This is a genomic window from Nitrospirillum goiasense (assembly GCF_034427435.1).
GTDB lineage: Bacteria > Pseudomonadota > Alphaproteobacteria > Azospirillales > Azospirillaceae > Nitrospirillum.
In genome coordinates, this window is record NZ_JAXQNP010000002.1 from 851,859 (window position 1) to 877,550 (window position 25,692).

The 25,692-nt window shown below is 67.3% G+C and carries 24 protein-coding genes, 1 tRNA gene and 2 pseudogenes; 13 read left to right on the forward strand and 14 right to left on the reverse strand.

The window, feature by feature from the left end:
* Positions 1-77: 77 nt before the first annotated feature.
* From ULB03_RS06365 to ULB03_RS06375, 3 genes are all read right to left on the reverse strand, one after another.
* Positions 78-743: a phytanoyl-CoA dioxygenase family protein gene (locus ULB03_RS06365; protein WP_322482399.1), complete on the reverse strand. Its 666-nt coding sequence runs from the start codon at positions 741-743 to the stop codon at positions 78-80.
* A complete protein-coding gene (locus tag ULB03_RS06370; RefSeq protein WP_322482400.1) occupies positions 740-2,014 on the reverse strand; it encodes a PQQ-dependent sugar dehydrogenase in 1,275 nt (424 codons plus the stop codon). Before ULB03_RS06370 ends, ULB03_RS06365 begins: the two co-directional genes overlap by 4 nt.
* Before the next feature lie 68 nt (positions 2,015-2,082).
* The gene (locus tag ULB03_RS06375; RefSeq protein WP_322482401.1) at positions 2,083-2,949 is read right to left on the reverse strand and encodes an aldo/keto reductase family oxidoreductase; all 867 of its coding nucleotides are present in this window, start codon (positions 2,947-2,949) and stop codon (positions 2,083-2,085) included.
* 242 nt (positions 2,950-3,191) lie between these two features.
* On the opposite strand from ULB03_RS06375, the gene ULB03_RS06380 reads away from it, so the two are divergent.
* The 4 genes from ULB03_RS06380 to ULB03_RS06395 all read left to right on the forward strand — a co-directional run bounded on the left by ULB03_RS06380 (position 3,192) and on the right by ULB03_RS06395 (position 5,342).
* Positions 3,192-3,878 (forward strand): hypothetical protein, encoded by a 687-nt coding sequence (locus tag ULB03_RS06380; RefSeq protein WP_322482402.1) that lies wholly within the window; start codon positions 3,192-3,194, stop codon positions 3,876-3,878.
* A gap of 79 nt (positions 3,879-3,957) precedes the next feature.
* Positions 3,958-4,503 carry a hypothetical protein gene (locus ULB03_RS06385; RefSeq protein ID WP_322482403.1) on the forward strand — a complete coding sequence of 182 codons (546 nt, stop codon included), beginning with the start codon at positions 3,958-3,960 and terminating at the stop codon, positions 4,501-4,503.
* A 261-nt stretch (positions 4,504-4,764) separates the two neighbouring features.
* Complete coding sequence (locus ULB03_RS06390) at positions 4,765-4,989, forward strand: antitoxin MazE family protein (protein ID WP_322482404.1); 225 nt, start codon at positions 4,765-4,767, stop codon at positions 4,987-4,989.
* Positions 4,986-5,342, forward strand: a complete 357-nt coding sequence (locus ULB03_RS06395; RefSeq protein WP_322482405.1) for a type II toxin-antitoxin system PemK/MazF family toxin — start codon at positions 4,986-4,988, stop codon at positions 5,340-5,342. Before ULB03_RS06390 ends, ULB03_RS06395 begins: the two co-directional genes overlap by 4 nt.
* A gap of 85 nt (positions 5,343-5,427) precedes the next feature.
* Here the strand turns inward: ULB03_RS06395 and ULB03_RS06400 are convergent.
* Both ULB03_RS06400 and ULB03_RS06405 read right to left on the reverse strand, forming a co-directional pair.
* A tRNA-Ser gene (locus tag ULB03_RS06400) sits at positions 5,428-5,519 on the reverse strand.
* Positions 5,520-5,613: 94 nt separating this feature from the next.
* The gene (locus tag ULB03_RS06405) at positions 5,614-6,384 is read right to left on the reverse strand and encodes a YggS family pyridoxal phosphate-dependent enzyme (RefSeq protein ID WP_322482406.1); all 771 of its coding nucleotides are present in this window, start codon (positions 6,382-6,384) and stop codon (positions 5,614-5,616) included.
* A 186-nt stretch (positions 6,385-6,570) separates the two neighbouring features.
* On the opposite strand from ULB03_RS06405, the gene ULB03_RS06410 reads away from it, so the two are divergent.
* The 5 genes from ULB03_RS06410 (at position 6,571) to holA (ending at position 12,831) form a co-directional block, all read left to right on the forward strand.
* Complete coding sequence (locus ULB03_RS06410) at positions 6,571-7,728, forward strand: porin (protein WP_322482407.1); 1,158 nt, start codon at positions 6,571-6,573, stop codon at positions 7,726-7,728.
* A 151-nt stretch (positions 7,729-7,879) separates the two neighbouring features.
* Positions 7,880-8,422 carry a DUF3576 domain-containing protein gene (locus ULB03_RS06415; protein ID WP_322482408.1) on the forward strand — a complete coding sequence of 181 codons (543 nt, stop codon included), beginning with the start codon at positions 7,880-7,882 and terminating at the stop codon, positions 8,420-8,422.
* Between the two features lie 126 nt (positions 8,423-8,548).
* Positions 8,549-11,167: a leucine--tRNA ligase gene (leuS, locus tag ULB03_RS06420; RefSeq protein WP_322482409.1), complete on the forward strand. Its 2,619-nt coding sequence runs from the start codon at positions 8,549-8,551 to the stop codon at positions 11,165-11,167.
* Positions 11,154-11,726, forward strand: a complete 573-nt coding sequence (lptE, locus tag ULB03_RS06425) for an LPS assembly lipoprotein LptE (RefSeq protein WP_322482410.1) — start codon at positions 11,154-11,156, stop codon at positions 11,724-11,726. The genes leuS and lptE overlap by 14 nt, the downstream gene beginning before the upstream one ends.
* A gap of 73 nt (positions 11,727-11,799) precedes the next feature.
* Positions 11,800-12,831 carry a DNA polymerase III subunit delta gene (gene holA / locus ULB03_RS06430; RefSeq protein WP_322482411.1) on the forward strand — a complete coding sequence of 344 codons (1,032 nt, stop codon included), beginning with the start codon at positions 11,800-11,802 and terminating at the stop codon, positions 12,829-12,831.
* A 76-nt stretch (positions 12,832-12,907) separates the two neighbouring features.
* Here holA and ULB03_RS06435 read toward each other — a convergent pair whose 3' ends face one another.
* The 7 genes from ULB03_RS06435 to ULB03_RS06465 all read right to left on the reverse strand — a co-directional run bounded on the left by ULB03_RS06435 (position 12,908) and on the right by ULB03_RS06465 (position 19,192).
* Complete coding sequence (locus ULB03_RS06435; protein ID WP_416211051.1) at positions 12,908-13,813, reverse strand: ParB/RepB/Spo0J family partition protein; 906 nt, start codon at positions 13,811-13,813, stop codon at positions 12,908-12,910.
* Entirely contained in the window at positions 13,782-14,600 is an 819-nt protein-coding gene (locus ULB03_RS06440; RefSeq protein ID WP_322482412.1) for a ParA family protein, read from the reverse strand. Before ULB03_RS06440 ends, ULB03_RS06435 begins: the two co-directional genes overlap by 32 nt.
* A complete protein-coding gene (gene rsmG / locus ULB03_RS06445; protein WP_322482413.1) occupies positions 14,590-15,198 on the reverse strand; it encodes a 16S rRNA (guanine(527)-N(7))-methyltransferase RsmG in 609 nt (202 codons plus the stop codon). The genes ULB03_RS06440 and rsmG overlap by 11 nt, the downstream gene beginning before the upstream one ends.
* Complete coding sequence (gene mnmG / locus ULB03_RS06450) at positions 15,195-17,096, reverse strand: tRNA uridine-5-carboxymethylaminomethyl(34) synthesis enzyme MnmG (RefSeq protein WP_322482414.1); 1,902 nt, start codon at positions 17,094-17,096, stop codon at positions 15,195-15,197. Before mnmG ends, rsmG begins: the two co-directional genes overlap by 4 nt.
* Positions 17,097-17,215: 119 nt before the next feature.
* The gene (mnmE, locus tag ULB03_RS06455; protein WP_322482415.1) at positions 17,216-18,556 is read right to left on the reverse strand and encodes a tRNA uridine-5-carboxymethylaminomethyl(34) synthesis GTPase MnmE; all 1,341 of its coding nucleotides are present in this window, start codon (positions 18,554-18,556) and stop codon (positions 17,216-17,218) included.
* Between the two features lie 10 nt (positions 18,557-18,566).
* On the reverse strand, positions 18,567-18,941 hold the full coding sequence (locus ULB03_RS06460) for a (2Fe-2S) ferredoxin domain-containing protein (protein WP_322482416.1): 375 nt from the start codon (positions 18,939-18,941) through the stop codon (positions 18,567-18,569).
* A complete protein-coding gene (locus ULB03_RS06465; protein WP_145735244.1) occupies positions 18,938-19,192 on the reverse strand; it encodes a DUF6489 family protein in 255 nt (84 codons plus the stop codon). Before ULB03_RS06465 ends, ULB03_RS06460 begins: the two co-directional genes overlap by 4 nt.
* A gap of 178 nt (positions 19,193-19,370) precedes the next feature.
* On the opposite strand from ULB03_RS06465, the gene ULB03_RS06470 reads away from it, so the two are divergent.
* The 4 genes and pseudogenes from ULB03_RS06470 (at position 19,371) to ULB03_RS06485 (ending at position 24,208) form a co-directional block, all read left to right on the forward strand.
* The gene (locus ULB03_RS06470; protein ID WP_322482417.1) at positions 19,371-21,431 is read left to right on the forward strand and encodes a thioredoxin domain-containing protein; all 2,061 of its coding nucleotides are present in this window, start codon (positions 19,371-19,373) and stop codon (positions 21,429-21,431) included.
* Positions 21,432-21,550: 119 nt separating this feature from the next.
* Positions 21,551-22,246, forward strand: coding sequence for a dienelactone hydrolase family protein (locus ULB03_RS06475; protein ID WP_322482418.1), 696 nt, complete (start codon positions 21,551-21,553; stop codon positions 22,244-22,246).
* A 182-nt stretch (positions 22,247-22,428) separates the two neighbouring features.
* Positions 22,429-23,403, forward strand: coding sequence for a quinone oxidoreductase family protein (locus ULB03_RS06480; protein WP_322482419.1), 975 nt, complete (start codon positions 22,429-22,431; stop codon positions 23,401-23,403).
* A gap of 92 nt (positions 23,404-23,495) precedes the next feature.
* Positions 23,496-24,208 (forward strand): annotated as a pseudogene (locus ULB03_RS06485) (IS5 family transposase).
* 57 nt (positions 24,209-24,265) lie between these two features.
* On the opposite strand, the gene dnaQ reads toward ULB03_RS06485, so the two are convergent.
* Positions 24,266-24,979 carry a DNA polymerase III subunit epsilon gene (gene dnaQ / locus ULB03_RS06490; protein ID WP_322482420.1) on the reverse strand — a complete coding sequence of 238 codons (714 nt, stop codon included), beginning with the start codon at positions 24,977-24,979 and terminating at the stop codon, positions 24,266-24,268.
* 9 nt (positions 24,980-24,988) lie between these two features.
* Positions 24,989-25,647 (reverse strand): annotated as a pseudogene (gene coaE / locus ULB03_RS06495) (dephospho-CoA kinase).
* Between the last annotated feature and the right edge of the window lie 45 nt (positions 25,648-25,692).

A 25,692-nucleotide genomic window follows, 5' to 3' on the forward strand; every position in this document is an offset into this window, starting at 1 on the left:
ACTGTACCTCGCTCTTAACCTGTTCATGATAGAGCGGATTTACACGATCAGGTGACTACACCTGATCGCGTTCCGCTCTAAACCCCCAGCCAACGCAGCCCGCCCGGCAGGTCGCCGATGGCGTAATCGACCTGCAGCACCCGCCGGTGCCGGGGGCGGATGGCGGCGGCGGAGGCGTGCAGGATCAGGGTGGCGTACAGCCAGACATCGCCAGCCTCCGCCAGGCAGGCCACCTGGCCGCAGCGGCGCACGGCGTCGGCGATATCGCCCTCGGCCACCCGGCCCAGGCGGTGGGAGCCGGGCGCCACCAGCAGCGGGGCGTTATCGGCGTCCACCGGGTCGAGATGGACGCGCAGGGTGACCATGCCGGCCAGCAGGTCCGCCGGCGGCGCCACGTGGGTGAGGCCGTCTTTCACGCTCCACGGGCCATAGCCGGGCACCTCCGCCCGCGCCGCCACGGCGATGGTGCGGTCCTGGTGCCACCCCAGGGCCCAATTGCTGTCAGCGGTCTTGTCGAACAGGAGGGCGCGCACCGGCTGGGCAGCCGGCCCTAGGGCGGTGGCGGCCAGTCGGCCCACGGGGCCATCGGCGTTCAGGAAGGCACCCAGTCCAGCGATGCCGTGCAGGCGCGCGCCGGCACGGACCCTGGGAACGCCTGATAGCACGGTGATCAGCCGTGCCAAATCGATCGGTGACAGCACACCGGCATGCCGCTCGGCGCCATCACGGGTGAAGATCGTCACGGTGTCTTGGTCCCCTTGGCCAGCCGCAGCAGCGTGCCGTTGTAATCCTCCGTCACCAGCACGCTGCCATCGGGCAGGCGGGCCAGGGATACGGGCGCGCCTTGGGGGTGGTCGCCGGTCACGGCATCCCATCCGGAGATAACGTCCCGCATCGCGCCGGTGGGACGGCCCTGCGCGTCGACAGGCAGGGCCACCAGGCGGTGCCCCGTGTCGTGATAGCCATGCAGGGCGATCAACGCGGTGCCCGCCAAGCCAGGCAGAGGCCCCTCGGCATAGGGCAGCAGGCCCAGGGGGGCGGCATGCGGCGGCAGCAACAGGGTGGGCGCCTGCTTGGCCTTGCAGTCGGCCGGCTTGACGTGGCTGCGGTATTCCGGGCTAGGCACGCCATCATCGTAGCAATAGGGCCACCCGTAGTCCGCCCCCTCCTTCAACACCAGATACAGGTCGTGCGGCACCGCCTCATCATCCAAGGACGGGTCGGCGTCGGAGATGTTGTCGCGGGCGTTGGTGGCGGTGACCACCTGGTTCCCGGGCAAGACGGCCAGCGCCACGGCGTTGCGCACACCGCGGGCATAGGGCGGGATACCGGCGATGTCCACGGGGGCAGCACCGGGCGTCACATGCACGATGACACCCCGGGGAACCGCCGCCACGGTTTCGGGGCAGGGAACGTCGGCGTTGGGCGGGGTGTCCTGGGCTTTCTTGCCACCGGGGATTTCGCAATGGTCGGTGGCGGAACCGACATTGACGAACAGGGAGCCGTCCGGCGCCACCGCCAGGGCCGGCAGCGGATGCCGCCCCGTCTTGGGCAGGCCGGTCACCACGTCGCGCACGCTGGCCGCCACGTCGGCGGCATGGGGATCGAGCGAGACGATGCGCCCCAGCACGCTCATGTACAGGCGCCCGCCCGGCGCCGGTGCCAGGGCGTGGGGCTCATCCAGGCCGGTCAGCAAGACCTCCGGCGGCGCCTTGCCGAGGTCCTTCAGGCGCAGCAGCCGGCCGTGGTTGTGGCGCCAGCCGCCGCCCAGATCCACGACATAGAGGTCGGACCCCAGGACCGCCACGCCCCGGACAAACCCAAGTTGGTTGGCGACCAGACCGACACACAGCCCCGGTGCCGTTTTCAGGTTCACCGCCGGATAGCCGTCGCAGGTGCCTTGGGTGGCATAGCCGACATGCACCCGGGCACCCGCGGGCGGGGACATCGCCAGCAGGGCCAGCAGGCCGGCGCCCAGGACCTTGCGCACGTCGCGGATACGTCTGGCGGGCATCGCTCCCTCCCATGCTGGTAGCGTCGGCACCAACATAGCGCGGGGACGACGCCCGGCCAGCCGCTTCCTTAATGGGCGGCGGGCGCCCCCGCGATGGCGTCCAACGCCGCCATCGCGTCCTCCGGCAGGTTCAACGTCGCCGCGGCCAGGTTCTCCCGCAGGTGCGCGACGGAGGACGTGCCGGGGATCAGCAGGATGTTGGGCGACCGGCGCAGCAGCCAGGCCAATGCCACCTGCATCGGCGTGGCCCCCAGGCGCGCCGCCACGTCGGACAGGGCGGAGGACTGCAGGGGGGTGAAACCGCCCAGCGGGAAGAAGGGCACATAGGCGGTGCCGTCGCGGGCCAGATCGTCGATCAAGGCGTCGTCGGCGCGATGAACCAGGTTGTAGTGGTTTTGCACACAGGCGACGCGGCAGATGCGCCGGGCCTCCGCGATCTGCGCCGCCGTCACGTTGCTGACGCCGATATGGCGGATCAGGCCCTGGCGTTGCAGGTCGGCCAGCACCGTCAGGGGCGCCTCGATCGAGCCCTCGGCCGGCCCATGCACATCGAACATGGCGCGCAGATTGACAACCTCCAGCACATCCAGGCCCAGGTTGCGCAGGTTGTCCTGCACCGCCCGGGTCAGTTCGTCCCGTGAGAAGGCCGGGTTCCACGAGCCGTCGCTCCCCCGCATGGCGCCGACCTTGGTGACGATGACCAAATCGTCGGCGTAGGGGTGCAGCGCCTCGCGGATCAGCTGGTTGGTGATGTGGGGCCCGTAGAAGTCGCTGGTGTCGATGTGGTTGACGCCGGACTCGACGACGGCCCGGAGCACGGCCAACGCCGCGTCGCGATCCCTGGGCGGACCAAACACGCCGGGCCCGGCCAACTGCATGGCGCCATAGCCCAGCCGGGTCACGGCGCGGTGTCCAAGGATATAAGTGCTGTTCATGGTGGGGCATCCCCGGTTCTGAAAGATGCCGTAGAAGTAGGCGCCGACCATCTGCGCGATAATCCGGCCCAATCGAAATGGGTTGTTCGGAAAATCGAACAGTGGCGTCCGAAGGCGCGGACACGCGACGTCGCGCCCGCCCCGTATGGGGCGGCGTGGTCAGCGCTTGATTTTATGGGAAAGTGCGGGCCACGCCGATAGGGATGATCACTACGTTTTCGCCGTGGCGCTATAGGCGTGGCATGATCGGCCCAGGGAGAAACTTCAAGGAATACCAAATGCCAAGGCCATACCCGCCGATCGCTGTATTGCCGACTCCCACGCCAAAACCCTTTCCGATTGGTGATCGAGAAAAGGCTGATATTGCCCGTGTCCTAGGGCTGGACAGCCTCCCGCCGGAGCTTTGCAAAACGATCAGCCACGCCATCGGATGTTACCAAGCCACAAAGGACGGCTCGAAGGACACAACCGTCGCAAACACCCTTGCCGCCCTCGGCGAATTGACCAAACCGGGACGGGCCTACAAGAAGGCCGTGCAGCGTCTCGCCGATGAACGTAGTGGCGTCGACTATACAACCCACGAGATGATGCGGCCGCTCGCAACGGCAGTGCTGAAGGATGAACCCGGTTCTCGGGAGGCGCTCGCCCAAGCAGTCACGAAGCGGATGGAGGAGCTACGAGCGCACAAACGTGTTGCTCCCCCGACCGAGTCTCTGCGCTTTTTCTGCGGCGTTCTACGCCTGATCTTCAATCAGTCCGGCTCTCCCGCGCTACGCGGCAGCCTTGATGAGAGTTGGCAACGGTGCCGCAAGTTTGCCATGGAGGTCTTCACGGTCGCCGGCATCGACCATGCCGACTTTGACGCTCACCCAGAGCGCTTGACCGAATATCTCGGGACCGATGTGAGCGTTGGCTCGCGGCCTGGATAGGCGTTTGTACCTTGGATGGAGAGCCTTTCCGCGCCTTGGGCGATAGCTTGGCCTTGTTCAACTTCAAGGGAAGCAAGTCATGCCAGGGCAATCTATCAGCGAGGTGATGTTCCTTCCGGCCTTCAAGACCGCAGCCGCCGAAGGTGCTGCGGTGGAATTGAAGATGCGCCTGCTCGCCGGGAAAATTCCCGCGTTACAGAAGCACGCCCACAGGATCGTGCTGGAGGATATCGAAGCCGGTTTGATCGAGCATTTCGGGGTGGCGTTGTCCGATGAAGATAAGGAAACGCTGCGCCTGTGCCGCCAGCTTCGGAACAAGGTACTCCACAGCGATTTCCGCGCGGCGCGGGACAAGCTGAGCGAGTTGGGTATTGCATCGTCGCTCGGCGGCGTCGTGAAGATAGATCTGCCGGTGGTGATCGCCGCAGAGGTTGCGGCGAAGATTGAAGCGGCGAAGGCCGGCGTAGAAGGCGTGCGGGTAGCCGACACGCTGTCCACGGACGCAGGTAGCGTATTCGGATGGTTCCTTGAAGCGGCGCAATCCGGCGACTTTGCCAAGGCGGGAGCCGCCTTCAAAAGCGCAGCAAAAATAGTCGATAGGCTGGCCAATCTCGATGGGACGTAAGCATTTGATACCCCGATTAAGAGGGCCAGATAAAAGGCCGCACATTGCGGCTCGGTCGGTCGATTGTTTTTGCTTGGATTCTTCGCCGATCCGGCAATGTGCGATCTTGGGGCGCAATGTGCGCTGTGCCATCAACCTATTGCCCAATAACGACTTTCTGCACAGTCGCCGTCGGCGTTAGCCAAGCTGCCGCATCGAATCCGGTTTTATCGTTGAGCGCCACATGGTAAGTTACATGTAACCAGGCTGGAGAATTAAGTCATGGTGCAGCCGAGAAGTGCTAAGCCCACCAAGATGAAGGTGCAGGAGCACCGCGACCGGCTGCGCGCCCAAGGCTTGCGACCGATCCAGATTTGGGTGCCGGACGTGCGCGCCTCGTCCTTCCGGGCCGAGGCGCACCGGCAATCGGCGGCCGTGGCGGCGAGCGCCCATGCGGCCGAGGATCAGGCGTTCATCGACGCGGTGTCCGACTGGGATAGTGAATGAGGCGGGGCGACGTCTGGACCGTCTCTGGCGGCAAGGACTATGCAGGCAAACCGCGCCCCGTCGTTATCGTGCAGGACGACGCCTTCGACGCGACGGACTCGATCACGATCTGCGCTTTCACCACAGACCCGACCGACGCGCCCCTGTTCCGGCTCTCGGTGGAACCGAACGAGCGCAACGGCCTGCGCTCTCCTTCCCGGCTGATGGTCGACAAGATCACCACCGTCCCTAAGTCCAAAGTCGGCGAACAAATCGGCCGGCTGGACGACGAGGATGTGGTTCGGCTCAACCAGGCTATAATGGTGTTCCTGGGCCTTGCGGTGTCGCCGAGAACGAGCCGGAAAGGGGAATGACGGGCGGCCCACGAGCAGGGCATATCGTGGCGCAATGAAACCGACGGCAAGCGGCCTAAACTCAGTGCCCACTCAGGGACTGAAATGGCGGAGGGGATGGGATTCGAACCCACGATACGGTTTTGGCCGTATACCCGCTTTCCAGGCGAGCGCCTTCAACCACTCGGCCACCCCTCCGTCCGGAATGGGGCGGGACCATATAGAGACACGCGCCCCTCGGCAAGCGCCTTTTTTTGGTGCCCCGCCCCCGGCTGATTTTTCCTTGAAAACCTTAGCCTTTGCCCGTGCCCCCGCCCTCCTGGGTGCCCTCAGGGGCGCCCTCGTGGACGGGTTTCACCCGCTCGCCGAACAGGGCGGTGCCGACGCGGACCTGCGTTGCGCCCATGCGCACCGCCAGGTCGTAATCACCGCTCATGCCCATGGACACCTCGGCCAAACCGGTCTTGCGCGCCAGGTCGGCCAGCAGGGCGAAGTGCATGGCCGGTTCCTCCTCCGCCGGGGGGATGGCCATCAGGCCGGCGATCTCCAGCCCATGGGTGTCGCGGCAGGCCGCCAGGAAGGCGGGCACGTCGGCGGGGGCGATGCCAGCCTTCTGCGGTTCCTCGCCCGTGTTCACCTCCACCAGCAGGCGGGGCAGGCGGCCGTGGCGCTTGCCCTCGGCGGCCAGCGCCTCGGCCAGGCGCTCGCGGTCCACCGTCTGGATGACGTCGAACAGGGCCACGGCGTCCTTGACCTTGTTGGTCTGCAGGGGACCGATCAGGTGTAGTTCGACATCGGGATACTGCGCCTTCAGCGCCGGCCACTTGGCCTTGGCCTCCTGAACCCGGTTCTCCCCGAACACCCGCTGGCCGGCCTCAAGCGCCGCGCGAATCTTTTCCACCGGCTGGACCTTGGACACGGCCACCAGGCTGACGCCGCCCGGATCACGGCCCACGGCATGGGCGGCGGCATCGATGACGCCGCGCACGGTGGCCAGGCGGGTGGCGACATCGGCATCCGCGGGCGGGGCGGGCGGGGCGGGGGGCTTGCTGGCGCGGGTCATGGCGGTGCCGGGGTTGTGTATGGGCGGTTGTGTGCGGGCAGGATCGACGGTAAAGCGTGCCCCGGGCCGACGGCGCCGGGCACGGGGGCGACTTTCCTGCGCCACGCCGCGCAAGGCAAGGCTCGCGTATCGGCATCCGCCGCCTATATCACTTGTTCCGCCGCATCCCCGGACACGGAAGAGCCCATGACCCGCTTCAGGACCCGCCGCATCCCCGCTCTCCTGGGCATGCCCCTGTGCGCCGCCGTCGCCGTGCTGGCGTCCCCGCGCGCGGCCCAGGCCCAGGTCGACTATCACCTGTCGGGCGTGGCCCAGGGCGGGGTGGTGGGCACGGACCGCCCGGCGGCGGGGGACGCCCATTGGGACGCGGTCGGCGCCTATGCCGTCACCGGCAGCCTGGAGACGGTGACGGACAGCGGGGTGACCTACGGCGCGCTGCTGCGTGTCGGTTCGGGCAACACCGGACGCAGCACCGACCGGCCGGGCAACGCCGACCGGCAGGGGATCGGCATCGACCAGGCCTACGTCTACGCCGCCGGCGGCTGGGGCAAGGTGCGCCTGGGCCAGAGCTGGGGGGCGTCGGAGCGGGCGACAGACCTGCTGCCCCTGCTGGTGGGCGGGGAGATGGACGGCTTCTGGACGCAAAGCGGGCGCGTGCGGCCGCCGGGCACGGCGCTGGGCCGCGCCTATGCCGCCCGCGACAGCGACGACGCCACCAAGGTGGATTATGAGACGCCCCGCCTGTTCGGCGTGAAGGCCGGCTTTTCCTACGCCCCGGAGCGCCGGGCCTTCGGCCAGGACATCGTGGCCGCCAGCGTTGTCCCGGCCGAGACCAACTTCTGGGAAGGGGCCGTGAACTACCGGGGCGACTGGGGCCCCGTGCAGTATGAGCTGGGCGCCGCCTACAACCATGCCGACGCCGCCCATGGCTGGCTGCGCGACACCTCCACCGTCACGCTGGCCGGCGGTCTGACCTATGGCGGCTTCACGGTGGGCACGGTGCTGTTCGACGATGGCGACAGCGGCCTGCTGCGCAACCGCACCGCCGCCGCCCACGGCGACGCCCCCGGGGACACCCGGGGCGCCACCGTGCAGGGCACCTACGAGAACGGTCCCTATGGCCTGACCCTGTTCTGGCACGGCAGCGAGACGGAGAACTGGACCACCTACCAGGCTTACGGCCTGGGATTGTCGTGGAAGGTGCGGGGGGACACCACCCTGGGCCTGGACCTCATCCACTGGGCCGCGGATCTGGAAAGCGGCAACCCGGCGGCGATGGCGGGACAGTCCAGTCCGCACCCGACAGGTAACGTGGCCACCGCCGTGGTAGAATTCCGTTTCTAGGTTTCCGTCCACGCCGGCCGTTTCCATCGCCTCCGCCCCGCCCCCGTGCGCCACCCCCGCGCCCCCACCCCCGCGCCAACGTTACGCTTCGTCACGGCCGCTTGGCCGGCCTTGCGTCCCAGCGGCTTTTTTGATCTAAGGAACCGTTCTCGTGACCCTGGGTGACAATCACATGCCGTCGCGCTCCGCTTTTTTCATTGGCCGCTCCCTCCTGGTTGCCGGACTTCTGCTTTCCACGTCCGCTTGTTCCTGGCTGGGCTGGGGCGATGACGACGACGCGAAGGCCGCGCCCAAGCCCGTCTCGATCCTGATGCGCCAGAACACCTCTGGCCCGGTCGGCACGTCCAACACCGCCGTGCAGGCGGTGGGCCCGACGGTCAACGCCTTCCTGTGGCGCGCGTCGCTGGACACCATCGGCTTCCTGCCGCTGGTTTCGGCCGACCCCTACACCGGCGTGATCATCACCGACTGGTACAGCCCGCCCAGCACCCCGGGCGAGCGGTTCAAGATCAACCTGTACGTCCTGGACAGCACCCTGCGCGCCGACGGCGTGCGCGTGACCGTGTTCCGCCAGGTCGACCAGAATGGCCAGTGGCGCGACGCCACCGTGGCCGCCGAAACCAACAGCCAGCTTGAGGACACCGTCCTCACCCGGGCGCGGCAGCTGCGCATCCAGCAGGGCCCCTCCAAGTAAGCTGATCCATCGCCGGCGGGCGACTGTCTCCTCTCGCAACGCCCCGGCGGCCCGCCGGGAGGGGGTGACGCCCCGGCCAGTTCAGGCTGTCGGCCGGCGCGACACCCCAGAGAAGGCGGTTTTTCCATGTCCCGGTACAATGTCAGGGAAAACGAGGCGAAGTGGCAGTCGGCGTGGGCCGACCGGAACAGCTTCGCCGTTTCCGCGGACCCTGCCCGGCCGAAGTATTTCGTCCTGGAGATGTTCCCCTATCCCTCGGGGCGCATCCACATGGGGCACGTCCGCAATTACACCATTGGCGACGTGATCGCCCGCTACAAGCGGGCCAAGGGCTTCAACGTCCTGCACCCCATGGGCTGGGACGCCTTCGGCTTGCCGGCGGAAAACGCCGCGCTGGAGCGCAAGGTCCATCCCGGCAAGTGGACCTACGAGAACATCGCCACCATGCGCGGTCAGTTGCAGTCGATGGGCTTGGCCATCGACTGGAACCGGGAGATCGCCACCTGCCGTCCGGAATATTACCGGCACGAGCAGAAGATGTTCCTGGATTTCCTGAAGGCCGGCCTGGCCTATCGCAAGGAAAGCTGGGTCAACTGGGACCCGGTCGACAACACCGTGCTGGCCAATGAGCAGGTGGTGGACGGCCGCGGCTGGCGCACCGGCGCGCTGGTGGAAAAGCGCAAGCTGTCGCAGTGGTTCCTGAAGATCACCCACTTCGCCGACGATCTGCTGTCGGCCCTGGCCACGCTGGACCGCTGGCCGGAAAAAGTGCGGATCATGCAGGAGAACTGGATCGGCAAGTCCACCGGCCTGCGCTTCCGCTTCCAGCTGACCGCCCCGGCGGGTGTCACCCCCAACGTGTTTCCGGGCGAGCCTGAGGTCGAGGTGTTCACCACCCGGCCCGACACCCTGTTCGGCGCCAGCTTCGTCGGCATCTCCCCCAACCATCCCATCGCCTTGGCGCTGGCGGAGAAGAACCCGGCGGTGGCCGAGTTCATCGCCGACTGCAACCGCGTCGGCACCTCGGAAGAGGCCATCGAGACGGCGGAGAAGAAGGGCTTCGACACCGGCATCACCGCCGAGCATCCCTTCGTCCCCGGCTGGAACCTGCCGGTCTACATCGCCAATTTCGTGCTGATGGAATACGGCACCGGCGCCATCTTCGGCTGCCCGGCGCACGACCAGCGCGACCTGGACTTCGCCCGCAAGTACGGCCTGAAGGTCACCCCCGTAGTGGTGCCCGAGGGGGAGGACCCGGCGACCTTCGACGTGGGCACCGAGGCCTATACCGGCCCCGGCCTGCTGCGCAACTCGCAGTTCCTGGACGGCATGGACGTGGAGGCCGCCAAGCAGGCGGCCGGTGAGCGCATCGAGGCCATGGGCCGCGGCCAGCGCACCACCATCTTCCGCCTGCGCGACTGGGGCGTGTCGCGCCAGCGCTACTGGGGCTGCCCCATCCCGGTCATCCACTGCCCCAGCTGCGGCCTGGTGCACGTGCCGGAGGACCAGCTGCCCGTCACCCTGCCGGACGACGTGACCTTCGACCAGCCGGGCAACCCGCTGGACCGCCACCCGACGTGGAAGCACGTGAATTGCCCCACCTGCGGCACGGCGGCGGTGCGTGAGACCGACACCTTCGACACCTTCATCGAGTCGAGCTGGTATTTCCTGCGTTTCGCCAGCCCCCGTGTCGAGGGCCAGGCCTTCAACCGGGAGGAGGCGGCCTACTGGCTGCCGGTCGACCAGTACATCGGCGGCATTGAGCATGCGGTCCTGCACCTGCTGTACGCCCGCTTCTGGACGCGCGCCCTGTCCCATGTCGGCTACACCGACCTGAAGGAACCGTTCGAGGGCCTGTTCACCCAGGGCATGGTGACCCACGCGACCTACCAGGATGCCGAGGGCAAGTGGCTGCTGCCGTCCGACGTGGACGTGGTGGACGGCAAGTCGGTGGAGCGCGAGGGCGGCGGCCCCGTGACCGTCGGCCCCATCATCAAGATGTCGAAGTCCAAGAAGAACGTGGTGGACCCCGCGCACATCATCGACACCTACGGTGCCGACGCCGCCCGCCTGTTCATGCTGTCCGACAGCCCGCCGGACCGCGACCTAGAATGGACCGAGGCTGGCATCGACGGCGCCTGGCGCTTCATCAACCGCCTGTGGCGCCTGGTGACGGAGCCGTCGGTGGCCCTGCCGCCCGCCGGCACCCCCATCCCGGCCGAGTTGTCGCCGTTGGCCACCGATGCGCGCCGCATGGTGCACAAGACCGTTGCCGCCATCGGCGAGGATCTGGAACGCTTCCGCTTCAACAAGGCCGTGGCCCGCATCCGCGAGCTGTCCAACGCGCTGGAGAAGCTGGACGCCAAGGCGGGTGCCGATGCCCAGAACATTCAAGAGGGTGACGCCGCCGTGCTGCGCGAGGGGCTGGAGGTGCTGGTGCGCCTGATCGGCCCGATGATGCCGCACCTGGCGGAGGAGTTGTGGTCCGTGCTGGGTCATGACACCCTGCTGGTCGACTCGGTCTGGCCAGTGGCGGATGAAGCCCTGGCCACCGAGGACACCGCCACCGTGGCGGTGCAGGTCAACGGCAAGCTGCGCGCCACCCTGCACCTGCCCAAGGACATCGCCAAGGAAGAGGCCGAGGCGCTGGCCCTGGCGGAGCCGAATGTGCAGCGCGCCCTGGAGGGAAAGCCCGTGCGCAAGGTCATCGTCGTACCCAACCGGGTGATCAATGTTGTCGTCTGACCCCGGCTTCAAGGCCGTGATCCGCAAGGCGGTGGTGGGGGCTATCCTGGCGGCGGCGCCTCTGGCCCTGTCCGCCTGTGGCTTCCACACCGTCTATGGGGACCACAGCCTGTCGGGCAAACCGTCGACGCGGTCGCAAATGGCGTCGGTATCCATCGACATCATCCCCGACCGCATCGGCCAGATGCTGCGCAACAACCTGATCGACCGCTTCTACCAGAATGACGGTCGGCCGGTGAAACCGGACTACCGCCTCAACGTGCGCCTGAATTCCAACAAGGAAAATCTGGGCATCCAGCGCGACGCCACCGCGACGCGCGCCCGCCTGCACGTCCTGGCCGATTACCAGCTGATCGACAACAAGACGGGCAAGACGCTGTACCGGACATCCAGCCGGTCCATCGTCAGCTACGACATTTCCGAGGCGCAATACTCCACCATGGTCACCGAGCAGGACGCCTATGATCGCGCCCTGACCGAACTGGCGGAGGAAATCACCACGCGCCTGTCGCTGTATTTCGACCGCGGGTCGGTGGTCCAATCGGCCAAGGACCAGTAAGGTTCTTGGCATTGTTTCGTGTTGATGGGCCGCCACCGACCGGGGCGGCCCTTTTCACTCCCGGGAGGCGCCCGTGAAGGTCCAGCCGCGCAACGCCGATGGCTTTTGCAAAAGCCCAGCGGCCGGCATTGTCGCCGTCCTGGTTTACGGCCCCGACACCGGCCTGGTGCGTGAGCGCGCCAAAACGCTGGCCCGCGCGGTGGTGGACGACCTGAACGATCCCTTTCGCGTCAGCGACCTGAAGGCCGACCAGATCAGCGGCGACGGGGCCCGCCTGAATGACGAGATGGCCGCCATGGCCCTGACCGGCGGCCGCCGGCTGGTGCGGGTGCGCGATGCCGACGAGTCGATCACCGTGGCCTTCCAGGCCCTGCTGAAGCAGCCGCCCAGCGGCGACACCCTGGCGGTGGTGGAGGCGGGCGACCTCGGCAAATCCTCCAAGCTGCGCGCCCTGTTCGAGTCGGACGACAGGGCCGCCGCCATCGCCTGCTATGTGGAGGAGGAGGGGGAGCTGGCGGTGACCATCGCCCGCATCCTGGGGGAGCATAAGCTGACCATCGACACCGACGCCCGCGACTGGCTGGCCGCCAACTTGGTGGGCGACCGCGCCGTGGCGCGCGGGGAGGTGGATAAGCTGGCCATCTATATGATGGGCGCCAGCCGCGTGACGCTGGAAGACGTGCGCACCGTCATCGGCGACAGCGCCGCGCTGGACATGGATGAGCCGGCCCTGGCCGCCGCCGACGGCGACATCGCCAGCATCGACCGGGCGCTGGGCCGTCTGTTCGCGGAGGGCACCAGCCCCGTCCCCATCCTGCGGTCCGCCCAACGCCACTTCCAGCGCCTGCAGATGGCCGTCTACCACACCACCCGGGGACAGACGGCCCAGCAGGCGGTGAAGGCCCTGCGGCCGCCCGTGTTCTTCAAGATGGAAAACCAGATCACCAACCAGGTGCGGCGCTGGACCCTGCCCAACCTTGCGCTGGCTCTGGACCGCCTGATGGATGCGGAAGCCGACTGCAAGCGCACCAACATGCCGGATGAGACCCTCTGCGCGCGCGCCTTCTTCCAGGTGGCGCAATTGGCGAGGCGGTCGGGCGGCTGATCCTTCCGCCCCAAAAAAAGCGCCATCAGTGACAGCACTGATGGCGCTTTTTTTATAGCCGAGACTGGCGGAAGGATCAGAAGCGCTGCTTCAGCCGCGCCAGCAAGCCGTCCAGCTGGTCCAGGTTGGCGTAATGCACGGTCAGGCTGCCCGCCTGGCCCTTGGCCTTCAGCGCCACCTTCAGGCCCAGCTCGGCCGCCAGTTCCTTTTCCAGGGCCAGGGTGTCGGCCGTCTTGGGGGCAGGGGCGGGACGGGTGGCCGGGTTGGCGGCGTCCTTCACCAGCTGTTCCGTCTGGCGGACATTCAGGCCGCGCTTCACAACCTCCCGCGCCAGCGCCAGCGGATCGGCGGCGGTCAGCAGGGCGCGGGCGTGGCCCATGGTCAGGCTGCCATCCTGCACCAGCGCCTTCACCGCGTCGGGCAGGGCCAGCAGGCGGAGCATGTTGGCGACATGGCTGCGGCTCTTGCCCACGGCGCGGGCCAGATCCTCCTGCGTGTGGTTGAACTCATCCATCAGCCGCTGGAAGCCCTCAGCCTCTTCCAGGGGCGTCAGGTCCTGGCGCTGGATGTTCTCGACCAGCGCGATTTCCAGCGCCTCGCGGTCGGTCAGCGACCGCACCACCACCGGCACCTCGTGCAGGCCGGCCAGTTGGGCGGCGCGCCAGCGGCGTTCACCCGCGATGATCTCGTACCGGGCGCTGCTGGCGGCACCGCCATCCTCGACCTTGCGCACCAGGATGGGCTGCAGCACACCGCGCTCGCGGATGCTGTCGACCAGGCTGCGGATGGCCTCTTCATCGAAATGGCGGCGCGGCTGGTAACGGCCCGGATGCAGCAGTTCGATGGGCAGGGTGCGGGGCGGCCGGCCCTTTTCCACCGGCTCCTGCTCGTCCGCCACCTCGGCAAACAGCGCGGACAGGCCGCGCCCCAGGTTGCTGCGCTTCTTCATCTCATCCATGGACTGACTGCCGGTTACGCTCACGCTTCAAAACCTCTCCCGCCAAATGAATATAGGCCTGGGCGCCCGCCGACTTCAGGTCGTAGAGCAGCACCGGCTTGCCGTGGCTAGGCGCCTCGGAGACACGGACATTGCGGGGGATGACCGTCTCATACACTTTTTCGCCAAAGAAGCCGCGCACGTCGGCGGCCACCATGTCGGACAGGTTGTTGCGCCGATCAAACATGGTCAGCACCACCCCCTGGATTTCCAGGCTGGGGTTGAAGGTGCGTTTCACCCGCTCGATGGTGCGGATCAGCTGCGACAAACCCTCCAGCGCATAGAACTCGCATTGCAGCGGCACCAACACCGAATCGGCGGCGGCGAGGGCGTTCAAGGTCAGCAGCCCCAGGGCTGGGGGGCAGTCGATCAAGATATAGTCGTATTCGGTGGCAGCGCTGGTCAACGCGTCGCGCAGGCGGAATTCGCGCCGCTCCAGCTCCACCAATTCCAACTCGGCCCCCGACAGGTCGGCGGAGGCGGTGACGACGAACAGTTTGGGGATGCTGGTGCCGCGCACCGAGGCCTCCACCGTCGTCTCGCCGAACAACAGCTCATAGGTGCCGGTGCCACGCTCCGTTCGGCCGATGCCCAGGCCGGTGGAAGCGTTGCCCTGTGGATCGTTGTCCACGATCAGCACACGCTTGCCGGTGGCCGCCAGGGCGGTGCCCAGGTTGATGGTGGTCGTGGTCTTGCCCACGCCGCCCTTCTGGTTGGCAAGGGCCAAGATGCGCGCTCGCTTCGGCGCGGGGGTGGGGGCGTCAGCGGGCACGGGCGATCTCACCAAGAATAAGAATGGTCCCCGACGGGTCCGTGATGCTGGGGACTTGGGAGGTGGTCATTGTCCAGGATTGGGCGGCGAGGGTCAATTCCTCGGCAGCGGTCCTGCCCTTCAGGAACAGGCACTGGGCCCCCGGCTTCAGGAAGCGGTAGCCCCAGTCCAGCAACTCGGGCAGGGCGGCGAGGGCGCGGGCGGTCACCACATCGGCCATGATCTCCGGCGCCTGCTCGATGCGCTGGGCGTGCACGGTCACCGGCGTGCCGGTGGCGCGCGCCACCTCCCGCAGGAAGGTCGCCTTGCGCGTATCGCTCTCGATCAGGTGGACGTCGGGCACGCCCAAGATGGCCATGACCAGGCCGGGAAACCCAGCGCCGCTGCCCATGTCCACCTGTGTACGCGTGCCCGGGGGCAGCAAGGCGTACAGCTGGGCGCTGTCCGCCATGTGGCGTTCCCAGACATCGGCGACGGTGGACTTGGCCACCAGGTTGATGGCGGGGTTCCACTTGGCCAGCAGCTGGGCATAGACGGTAAGCCGGTCCAGTGTTTCACGTGAAACAGCGAACCGGGCGGCGAAGTCAGCAGGGGTCATGCGGCACTCGTGGTGTCGTCGGTTTCAGCGGGCCCAGGGGCCAGGCGGGCAGGGCGCTTCTTCACGTGGCGCAGCAGGGCGGTCAACGCCGCCGGCGTCATGCCCGGAATACGCGCGGCGGCCCCCAGCGTGGCGGGGCGAACCTGGCGCAGCTTGGTACGGATTTCGGCGGACAGGGAGGCGATGGCGTCCACGTCCAGGTCAGCCGGCAGGGCCAGGGCCTCATCCCGGCGGAAGGCGCGGATATCGGCCTCCTGCCGGTCAAGATAGCCGGCATAGCGCCCATCGATTTCCACCTGCTCGGCGATCTCCGGCGAAAAGCCCCTCAGCTCCGGCCAGATGACACCCAGGCGGACCAGGTCGATGTCGGGATAGCGCAGCAGATCGGCGACGCTGCGACGCACGCCATCCTGGTTGATGGTCAGGCCATGCTTGGCCAGCTCATTGGGGGTCGCCGACAGGGTGCCGGCCAACTGGCGGGCCTGGTCCAGGGCAGCGAGTTTGGCGCCAAAGGCGGCGGCCCGCACATCACCCACACAGCCCAGGGACAGGCCGCGCGGAGTTAGGCGCTGGTCGGCATTGTCAGCCCGCAGCAACAGACGGTATTCCGCCCGGCTGGTGAACATGCGGTAGGGTTCGGACGTGCCCCGGGTGATCAGGTCGTCGATCATCACGCCGATATAGGACTCGGCGCGGTCCAGCACGAAGGGCGCGGACCCCGACACGGCCAGGGCCGCGTTCAGACCGGCCACCAGACCCTGGGCCGCCGCCTCCTCATACCCCGTGGTGCCGTTGATCTGGCCGGCCAGGAACAGGCGGGGCAGGCGGCGCGTCTCCAGCGTCGGGCCCAGCTCCCGCGGGTCGACGTAGTCGTATTCGATGGCATAGCCCGGCCGCAGCATGGTGACATGCTCCAACCCGGGGATGGCCTTCAGGATCTCCAGCTGCACATCGCGGGGCAGGGAGGTGGAGATGCCGTTGGGATAGACGGTATCGTCGTCCAGGCCCTCCGGCTCCAGGAAGATCTGGTGCCGTTCCTTGTCGGCGAAGCGGACGATCTTGTCCTCGACCGACGGGCAATAGCGGGGCCCAATGCCCTCGATCTGCCCGGAATACATGGGCGCGCGGTGCAGGTTGGCGCGGATGACCTCGTGCACGCGGGCGCTGGTCCAGGTGATGTGGCAGGGCACCTGCGGCGTGGTGATCTTGTCCGTGAGGTAGGAGAAGGGCGGGGGCGGATCGTCGCCCGGCTGCATCTCCAGGCTGGCCCAATCGATGGTGCGGCCATCCAGGCGGGGCGGGGTGCCGGTCTTCAGGCGACCGAGGGGGAAGCCCACGCGCATCAGCGTGTCGGACAGGCCCAGGGCCGGCGCCTCACCCACACGGCCGGCGGGGATCTTCTCCTCACCGATGTGGATCAGGCCGCGCAGGAAGGTGCCAGTGGTCAGCACGACGGCCCCGGCCATGACCGTCTCACCCGCGGCGGTGACGATGCCGGCCACGCGGCCGCTGGCGTCGATCACCAGGTCTTCGACGGCGGCGGCCACCAGCGTCAGGTTCTCCTGCTCCGCCAGGATGGCCTGCATGGCCTGGCGGTACAGCTTGCGGTCCGCCTGGGCGCGCGGCCCGCGAACGGCGGGACCCTTGGACTTGTTCAGCACGCGGAACTGGATTCCGGCGCGATCCGTCACCCGGCCCATGACGCCGTCCATGGCGTCGATCTCCCGGACAAGGTGGCCCTTGCCCAGGCCGCCGATGGCCGGGTTGCAGCTCATCTCCCCCACCGTGTCGAGACGGTGGGTGTAAAGGGCGGTGCGGGCGCCCAGCCGCGCGGCGGCGGCGGCGGCTTCGCAGCCGGCATGGCCGGCGCCAACCACAATGACGTCATAGGTATGCATGGCGCGGACTTTAGGGGCGGGGGCCGGATGAGTCAAAGGGCGCCACGGGATGACGGCCATGAATCCACGGCGAATTCACGGCCGCCCCCGATGTTTCACGTGAAACATCGGGGTGGGGCTCACTTCCCGATGCAGAAATCCCGGAAGATGACGTCCAGCAAGTCTTCCACATCCACCCGCCCGGTGATACGGCCCAGGGCCCGGGCGGCCAACCGGACATCCTCTGCCGCCAGTTCGGGCAGGTCGGCCCGCAGCGCCCGCGCCAGGGCGGCCCGGCAATCCTCCAGCGCGTGGCGATGCCGCGCCCGGGTGAGGGAGGGCGTGCCGCCGGGCGCCAACCGATCCCCGACGATGCGCTGCAGCGCCGTCAGCAGGTCGGCCAAACCATCGCCGGTGGCGGCGGAAACAGCGATGGCGGTACGCCCCGCCACCATGGCTGGCACATGGGTGCACAGATCCCGCTTGTTCAACACCACCAGGGCGTCGCCATCGGCCAGGGCCAAGGTCGCCTCCGCCATGTCGCCGATGTTCCACGTGGAACAATCCAGCACCAGCAGCTTCAGGTCGGCCTTCTCCGCCCGGGCCAAGGCCCGGCGGATACCCTCCCGCTCTATCTCATCCGCCGCGTCGCGCAGGCCGGCGGTGTCGGCCAGGGTGACGGGGAAGCCGCCCAAATCCAGGTTCACCTCGATCACATCGCGCGTCGTGCCGGCGGTGGAGGAGACGATGGCCGCGTCCCGCCGGGCCAAAGCGTTCAGCAGGCTGGACTTGCCGGCGTTGGGCGCGCCCAGGATGGCGATGGAAAAGCCGTCGCGCAGGCGCTCGCCCCGGTGGCCGTCGGCCAAGTGGGCCCCGATTTCCTGGTACAGGCTGGTCAGCACCGGCACCACCGCCGGCGCCAGGCCATGGGGCAGGTCCTCATCCGGGAAGTCGATATCCGCCTCCAGGTGGGCCAAGGCCCGCACCAGGCGGTGACGCCAGCCCTCGTACAATTGCCCTAAGGCGCCGTCCATCTGGCGCAGGGCCTGGCGCCGCTGCGCCGCCGTCTCGGCGTCCACCAGGTCGGCGATGGCTTCCGCCTCCGTCAGGTCCAGCTTGCCGGCCTCAAAGGCGCGGCGGCTGAACTCCCCCGGCTCCGCCACGCGCAGGCCCTGGGCCGACAGCGCTTCGCTAGCGGCCGCCAGGACGGCGCGCCCGCCATGCAGATGCAGCTCCACCACATCCTCACCGGTGAAGCTGTCGGGCGCTGGAAACCACAGCACCAGCGCCTGGTCGAAAGCCTCCCCAACCTGGTCCGTCAACCGCGCCAGCGTGGCACGGCGTGGCGGGGGCAGGGGCCGTCCCGTCAGGGCGGAAAGGGCGGCACCGGCCTTGGGACCGGACAGGCGGATGACCTGCACTCCGCCCCGACCGGGGGCGGAGGCCAAGGCGAAGATGGTGTCAGTACTGTAGAGGGACATGGGGGTCGGGTCAGTCTGCGGCGGCGGCTTTGCGGGCGCGGTGCGCCGGCACTTTCTCATCCGGGTATAGCATCAGGCGCTCCACCCGGCCGCCCTCCACCAAATGCGTCTTCACAATTTCATCAACGTCACCGGGGGTGGCGCACGTGTACCAAACACCCTCCGGATAGATCACCAACGTCGGCCCCAACTCACACCGGTCCAGGCAACCGGCGGCGTTGACCCGCACCTTCTTGCCCAGGCCGGCCTCCTTGGCGGCGGCCTTCATGTGGTCGCGCAGGGCCTCGGAGCCCTTTTCCTTGCAGCAGCCCCGGGGATGGCCGGGCGCGCGCTCATTCGTGCAAAAGAAAACGTGACAGTCGAAATAGGGTGCGGGATCGGTCACTTCGTATCCTTGCCCCCGCCCATGGCGGAGGTCATCTGGTTCCACATCATTTTCTGCAACTGCTCGAACCCCTGGATGCCCACGGGCAGCCAAGTCTTCAGCAGGGCGTCCGGGTCCATGGCCGCCAGGTTGGCGCTGATGCGGTCCTGCATCTGCCGCATCAGGGCGTCCTGCATGGGCTTCACATCCGGCAGGCCCAGGAAAGCACGCGCCTCTTCCGGGGTGCAATCGACGTCGACGGTTATTTTCATGGGGGAAACCTTCCTGTTCGGTTGACCTCTAAAGCCATGGACCGGGGCACTAACAAGGATTATGCGCCTGCAACCCCGTCTCTTTTTCTGACCTTCACTGTAGCGGAGGCTACAGTGGGGTCAAAGCGGCACGGAACCTTCAACAACCGCACCATTCAGTCCAAAGAGCGTGACCCTCATGGCGGCATCGGCTACGACACAAGCGGCGGCGAACCTTTTGGTTCATGAAACCAGCCCCTACCTGCTGCAGCACAAGGATAACCCTGTGCATTGGCGCGCCTGGGGGCCGGAAGCGTTCGCCGAGGCCCAAGCGCTGGGCAAGCCCATCCTGCTGTCCGTGGGCTACGCCGCCTGCCACTGGTGCCACGTCATGGCCCACGAGAGCTTTGAGAATCAGGCCATTTCCTCCCTGATGAACGACCTGTTCGTGAACATCAAGGTCGACCGGGAGGAACGGCCGGACGTGGACCAGGTCTACCAGCAGGCGCTGTCCCTGTTGGGTCAGCAGGGTGGCTGGCCCCTGACCATGTTCCTGACCCCCAAGGGGGAGCCGTTCTGGGGTGGCACCTATTTCCCGCCCAGCGGCCGCTATGGCCGGCCCGGTTTCCCTGATGTGCTGCAGGGCGTGGCGGAAACCTACGCCCAGGACCCCGGCAAGGTCAGCCGCAACGTGAAGGCCCTGGGTGACGCGCTGGCCCGCCTGTCCCAGGGCAACCCGGGGGAGGCGGTGACCCTTGGCGCCCTGAACGCCGTGGCCGACCGCCTGGTGCGGGAGGTTGACCCCTTCCTGGGCGGCATCAACGGCGCCCCCAAGTTCCCGCAGCCCAGCATCTTCGACCTGCTGTGGCGCGCCCACCTGCGCACCGGCCGCACAGACCTGCGCGACGCCGTCACCACCACCCTGACCCACATGGCCAACGGCGGCATCTATGACCACCTGGCCGGTGGCTTCGCCCGCTATTCCACGGACGAGCAGTGGCTGGTGCCCCATTTCGAGAAGATGCTGTACGACAACGCCCAGCTGGTGGCGTTGATGACCCAGGTATGGCAAGGCACCCGCGACCCACTGCTGGAGGTCCGCGTCCGCGAGACCGTGGGCTGGGTGCTGAATGAGATGAAGGTGCCGGGCGGTGCCTTCGGCGCCACCCTGGATGCCGACAGCGAGGGGGAGGAGGGCCGCTTCTACGTCTGGACCAAGGCGGAAATCGACCGCCTGCTGGGCGAGGACGCCGCGCTGTTCTGCGCCCATTATGACGTGACCGAACTGGGCAACTGGGAAGGCCACACCATCCTGAACCGGCGCACCCCCTTGGCACTGGGCAGTGCCGAAGAGAACCGTCTGGCCCATGCCCGCGCCCGCCTGCTGAAGGCGCGGGCCCTGCGCATCCGTCCCGGTTGGGACGACAAGGTGTTGGCCGACTGGAATGGATTGATGATCGCGGCCCTGGCCCGCGCCGGCTTCGTCTTCGAGCAACCGGGCTGGATCGAGGCCGCCATCGACGCCTACAGCCATGTTATGACAAGCCTGGGCCACGCCGGTGCCGACGGGCTGGATCGCCTGCACCACAGCGGACGGGGCGGCCGGGCCCGTCATGCCGGCCTGCTGGAAGACTACGCCAACATGGGGAAGGCCGCCCTGACGCTGCATGAGATCACGGGCGAGGCCGCCTTCCTGGAGCAGGCCGTGCGCTGGACGGCGACGCTGGACCGCCATTTCTGGGATGAGGCGGACGGCGGCTATTACACCACGGCCGACGATGTGGGCGACCTGCTCATCCGCCCGCGCAACGCCCATGATAACGCCGTGCCCGCTGGCAACGGCACCCAGCTCGGCAACCTCACGCGGCTATGGATGCTGACGGGGCAGGACCGCTACCGCGCCCGCGCGGATACGCTGATGTCGGCCTTCAGCGGTGAGTTGGGCCGCAACTTCTTTCCGCTGTCGACCTTCCTCAACATGGCCGAGACCCTGCTGAACGGGGTGCAGGTCGTGCTGGTGGGTGAGGCGGATGAGCTCGAGCCCTTCAACGCCGTCCTGCGCAACCAGGCGCGGCCGACCCTGGTGGTCAGCCGCCTGTCACCGGGACAGAACCTGCCGGAGCCCCATCCCGCGGCGGGCAAGACCATGCTGGGCGGCAAGGCGACGGCCTATGTCTGCCAGGACATGCGCTGTTCGCTGCCCGTGACCACGCCGGAAGCGCTAGACGCGCTGCTGAGCCCTAGCGCTTCCGGCCAATGATCGGAGCCGGTGACCGCCATCACGGTGACAGGCCCCGCGCCAACCGCTACTATAGGCGCATTAAGAAACGAGCCGTTTTTTAACCAAGGCACTTGGCAACCAAATCAAAGGGGTAGCGCATGACCACTGTGACGATCGAAGCCACCGACGGTGGCAGTTTCGACGCCTATCTGGCCATCCCGAGCAGCGGCAAGGGTCCGGGCCTGGTGTTGATCCAGGAGATCTTTGGCGTCAACGCCAACATGCGCGCCCTGTGCGACCATTACGCGGCGCTGGGCTATACGGCGCTGTGCCCCGACCTGTTCTGGCGCCAGGAACCGGGCGTGCAACTGACCGACAAGACCGAGGCCGAGTGGCAGCGGGCTTTCCAGCTCTACAACGGCTTCAGCGAGGCCAGCGGGGTGGAGGACCTGATCGCCAGCGTCAACTTCCTGCGCGAGCATGAGGCGACCGGCCGCAAGGTCGGGACCCTGGGCTACTGCCTGGGCGGCAAGCTGGCCTTCCTGATGGCCACGCGCTCCGACGCCGACGCCAATGTCAGTTATTACGGGGTGGGGCTGGACGGCGCGCTGGGGGAGATCAGCGCCATTACCAAGCCGCTGCTGCTGCACACCGCCGGCAAGGACAAGTTCTCCTCCGATGAGACGCGCGCGAAGGTGAGCGCCGCCATCGAGGGCAACCACCTCATCACCCAGCACCTGTACGCCGACCAGGACCACGCCTTCGCCCGCGTGGGTGGGGAGCATTACGACGCCGCGGCCGCCGACCTGGCCAACCAGCGCACCGCCACCTTCCTGAAAGAGACGCTGTCTTAACAAGTGTCCCTCAAGCGCCGGGCGCGGGCATCCGCCCGCTCGGCTATCCTCAGTTTTCAGTCCACTGCGTTCCCCGAAAACTTCCGGCGGACGCGGTCGCGTCCTACAGCAGCATGAGGCACGGTCTCATGCCGCTGATGGCTGCCTAGCCAAACTTTCTTCCCCTTCATAGGAGCCTCCCCATGGTCCACGCCATCCGCATCCATCAGACCGGCGGTCCGGAGGTGATGAAGTGGGAGGAGGTGGCGGTGGGGGAGCCTGGGCCGGGCCAGGTCCGGTTGCGCCAGACGGCCGTGGGCCTGAACTACATCGACGTCTATGTCCGCACCGGCCTCTACAAGAACCCGCTGCCCCTGATCCCGGGGATGGAGGCGGCGGGCGTGGTCGAGGCGGTGGGCCCCGATGTCCATGACTTCAAGGTCGGCGACCGGGTGGGCTATTGCACCGGCGGCACCGGCGGATATGCCGAGGCGCGGCTGTATCCGGCGGAACGCCTGATCCCCCTGCCGGACGGGATCGACGACCAGACCGGGGCCGCCATGCTGTTGCAGGGCCTCACCGCGCATTACCTGCTGCACCGCACCTTCCCGGTGAAGCCGGGGCAGACCATCCTGTTGCACGCCGCCGCCGGCGGGGTGGGGCTGATCGCCTGCCAGTGGGCCAAGGCGCTGGGCGCCACCGTCATCGGCACGGTGGGATCGGACGAGAAGGCGGAACTGGCCCGCGCCAACGGCTGCGACCACGCCATCGTCTACACCCGCGAAAACTTCGTGGAACGGGTCAAGGAGATCACCGACGGCCAGGGCGTGCCCGTCGTCTACGACAGCATCGGCAGGGACACGTTCTACCAGAGCCTGGACTGCCTCAGCCGCCTGGGCACCATGGTCAGCTTCGGCAACGCCTCGGGTCCCGTGGGCGCCGTGGACATCGGCATCCTGAACACCAAGGGGTCGCTGTTCCTGACCCGGCCGTCGCTGGGTGGCTACGTCGCCACCACCAAGGAACTGCGCGACAGCGCCAACGCCCTGTTCACCGCCGTGCTGTCCGGCAAGGTGAAGATCGACGTGCGCCAGACCTTCGCCCTGAAGGACGCCGCCCAGGCCCACATCGCCCTGGAAGCCCGCCGCACCACCGGTTCCACGGTGCTGCTGCCCTAGGGCTTGTTGAGATTTATCTTCCATCCGTTGCTTGGTCGTGATTCAAGCTTCGGATGGAACGCTTTGTACTGACCGATGCCCAATGGGCGAAGATGGAACCGCATTGCCTTGGGAAGCCGAGTGATCCAGGGCGGAGCGGTAGCGACAATCGCCTTTTCATTGAGGCGGTGCTTTGGATAGCGCGGACGAGCAGCCCCTGGCGAGACCTTCCCGCCTCGTTCGGCAAGTGGAACACGATCTTCAAACGTTACCGTGACTGGGTCAAAGCTGATGTTTTCATTCGGCTTTTCGAGGCGTGCTCGGACGAGCCCGACATGGAATACGCCATGGTTGACGCCACCATCGTCAAAGTCCACCGGCATGGTCAGGGCGCAAAAGGGGGACTCAGAGCCAGGCCATAGGTCGCTCCAAGGGCGGCATGACCACCAAGATCCTGGCTCTTACGGATGCGCTCGGAAACCTGGTGCGTTTCGTCCTCCTGCCAGGCCATCGGTTTGACACTGTTGGTGTCGCCCCTTTGATCCAGGATTTGGAGTTCGGCGGATTGATCGGTGACAAAGCCTATGACTCTGCCACCATCATCGCCGATCTGGACGAGCGTGGCGCCAAGGTCGTCATCTCCCAGCATCCTCGCCGGGCAAGTCCACGCAAGATTGACGCCGAGATATATAAGTGGCGTCACCTCATCGAGAATTTCTTCTGCAAACTCAAAGAGTTCAAACGCATCGCCATGCGCTGCGACAAAACAGATCAGAGCTTCTCAGCCATGATCTATCTCGTCGCAGCCGTCATTCACTCCAGATGATTCTCAACAAGCCCTAGAGCGAGATGCGATCATGTCTGATCGCGTTCCGCTCTAGCATCAGCCGGCGGTCGCCGCCGCCGGTTCATCCCCCGCCAGCCACAGCGGCGACTTGATGGCCTTGAGGAAGGCGGCGTGGGCTTCCAGTTCCTCGGGCGAGGCGGCGTGCGGCCGCGGCGCGCGGAACACGCGGGTTTCCTCCACCACCATCAGGCCGACCTCGGTCGTCTTGGCCGTCGTGGCGCCCAGCACCAGGTCGGGCTGACGCCCGCCCATCAGTTCCAGATAGACCTCGGCCAGCAACTGGGCGTCGAGCAGCGCGCCGTGGTAGGTGCGGCCGGAATTGTCGATACCGAACCGGCGGCACAAGGCATCCAGGCTGGCGGGCGCGCCGGGGAAACGCTTGCGCGCCATGGCCACCGTGTCCACCGAGCGCGCCATGGGCATGGTCTTCATCCCCAGGCGCGTGAACTCCGCGTTCAGGAAGCCCATGTCGAAGCTGGCGTTGTGGATGATCAGCGGGCTGTCCTGGATGAAATCCAGGAAGTCGCCGGCCACGGCGGCGAACACCGGCTTGTCCGATAGGAAGGCGGCCGACAGGCCGTGCACCGCCTCCGCCTCCGCCGGCATGTCGCGTTCCGGGTTGATGTAGGCGTGCCAGCTGTTGCCCGTGGCCACATGGTTCAGCAACTCGACGCAGCCGATTTCCACCACGCGGTCGCCCCCCAGGGCGTTGACACCAGTGGTTTCGGTATCGAGGACGATTTCACGCATGGGGACGGGCTACCTGGACCGGGGGTTGGAAGACTTGCGGATCGAGGACGGGCGGGGGCGGGGCGGCCAGACGCGGCCGCTTTGCCCCGACAGCAGTGTGACGATGCCGGCCAGCCGCCGCAAGGTCAGCGCGCGGCCCAGGCCCGTGGGCACGACGAAATCCGCCCGCCGCCGCTTCTCGGCATCCGGCATCTGACGGCGCAGGATGGCGTCCAGCTTGCCGGGGTTCATGCCCGGCCGGGCCAGCACCCGGGCGCGCTGCAGGCTGTGCGGCGCGGAAACGACGGCCACGCGGTCGCAGTTGACCTGCCCCCCGTCTCGAACAGCAGGGGCACGTCCAGCACCGCCACCTTGGCCCCGGCCGCCGCCGCCCGTCGCAGGAAACGGTCCCGCGCCCGGGCCACCAGGGGGTGGACGATGGCCTCCAGCCGGCGCAGCGCCGGGGTATTGCCCATCACTTCCGCCGACAGCAGTTGCCGGTCCACCGCCCCATCGCGCACCACACCGGGAAAGGCCTGGGCGATGGGGGCCACGGCGGCGCCCCCCTTGGCGTAGAGGCGATGCACTGTGGCGTCGCTATCATGCACCGGACAACCCAGGCGGCGCAGCATGGCCGCCGCCGTGGACTTGCCCATACCAATGGAGCCAGTGAGGCCGAGGACGATCAACGGGTCGTCCCCCACCACCAGACCATGATCATGACCACGGCCATG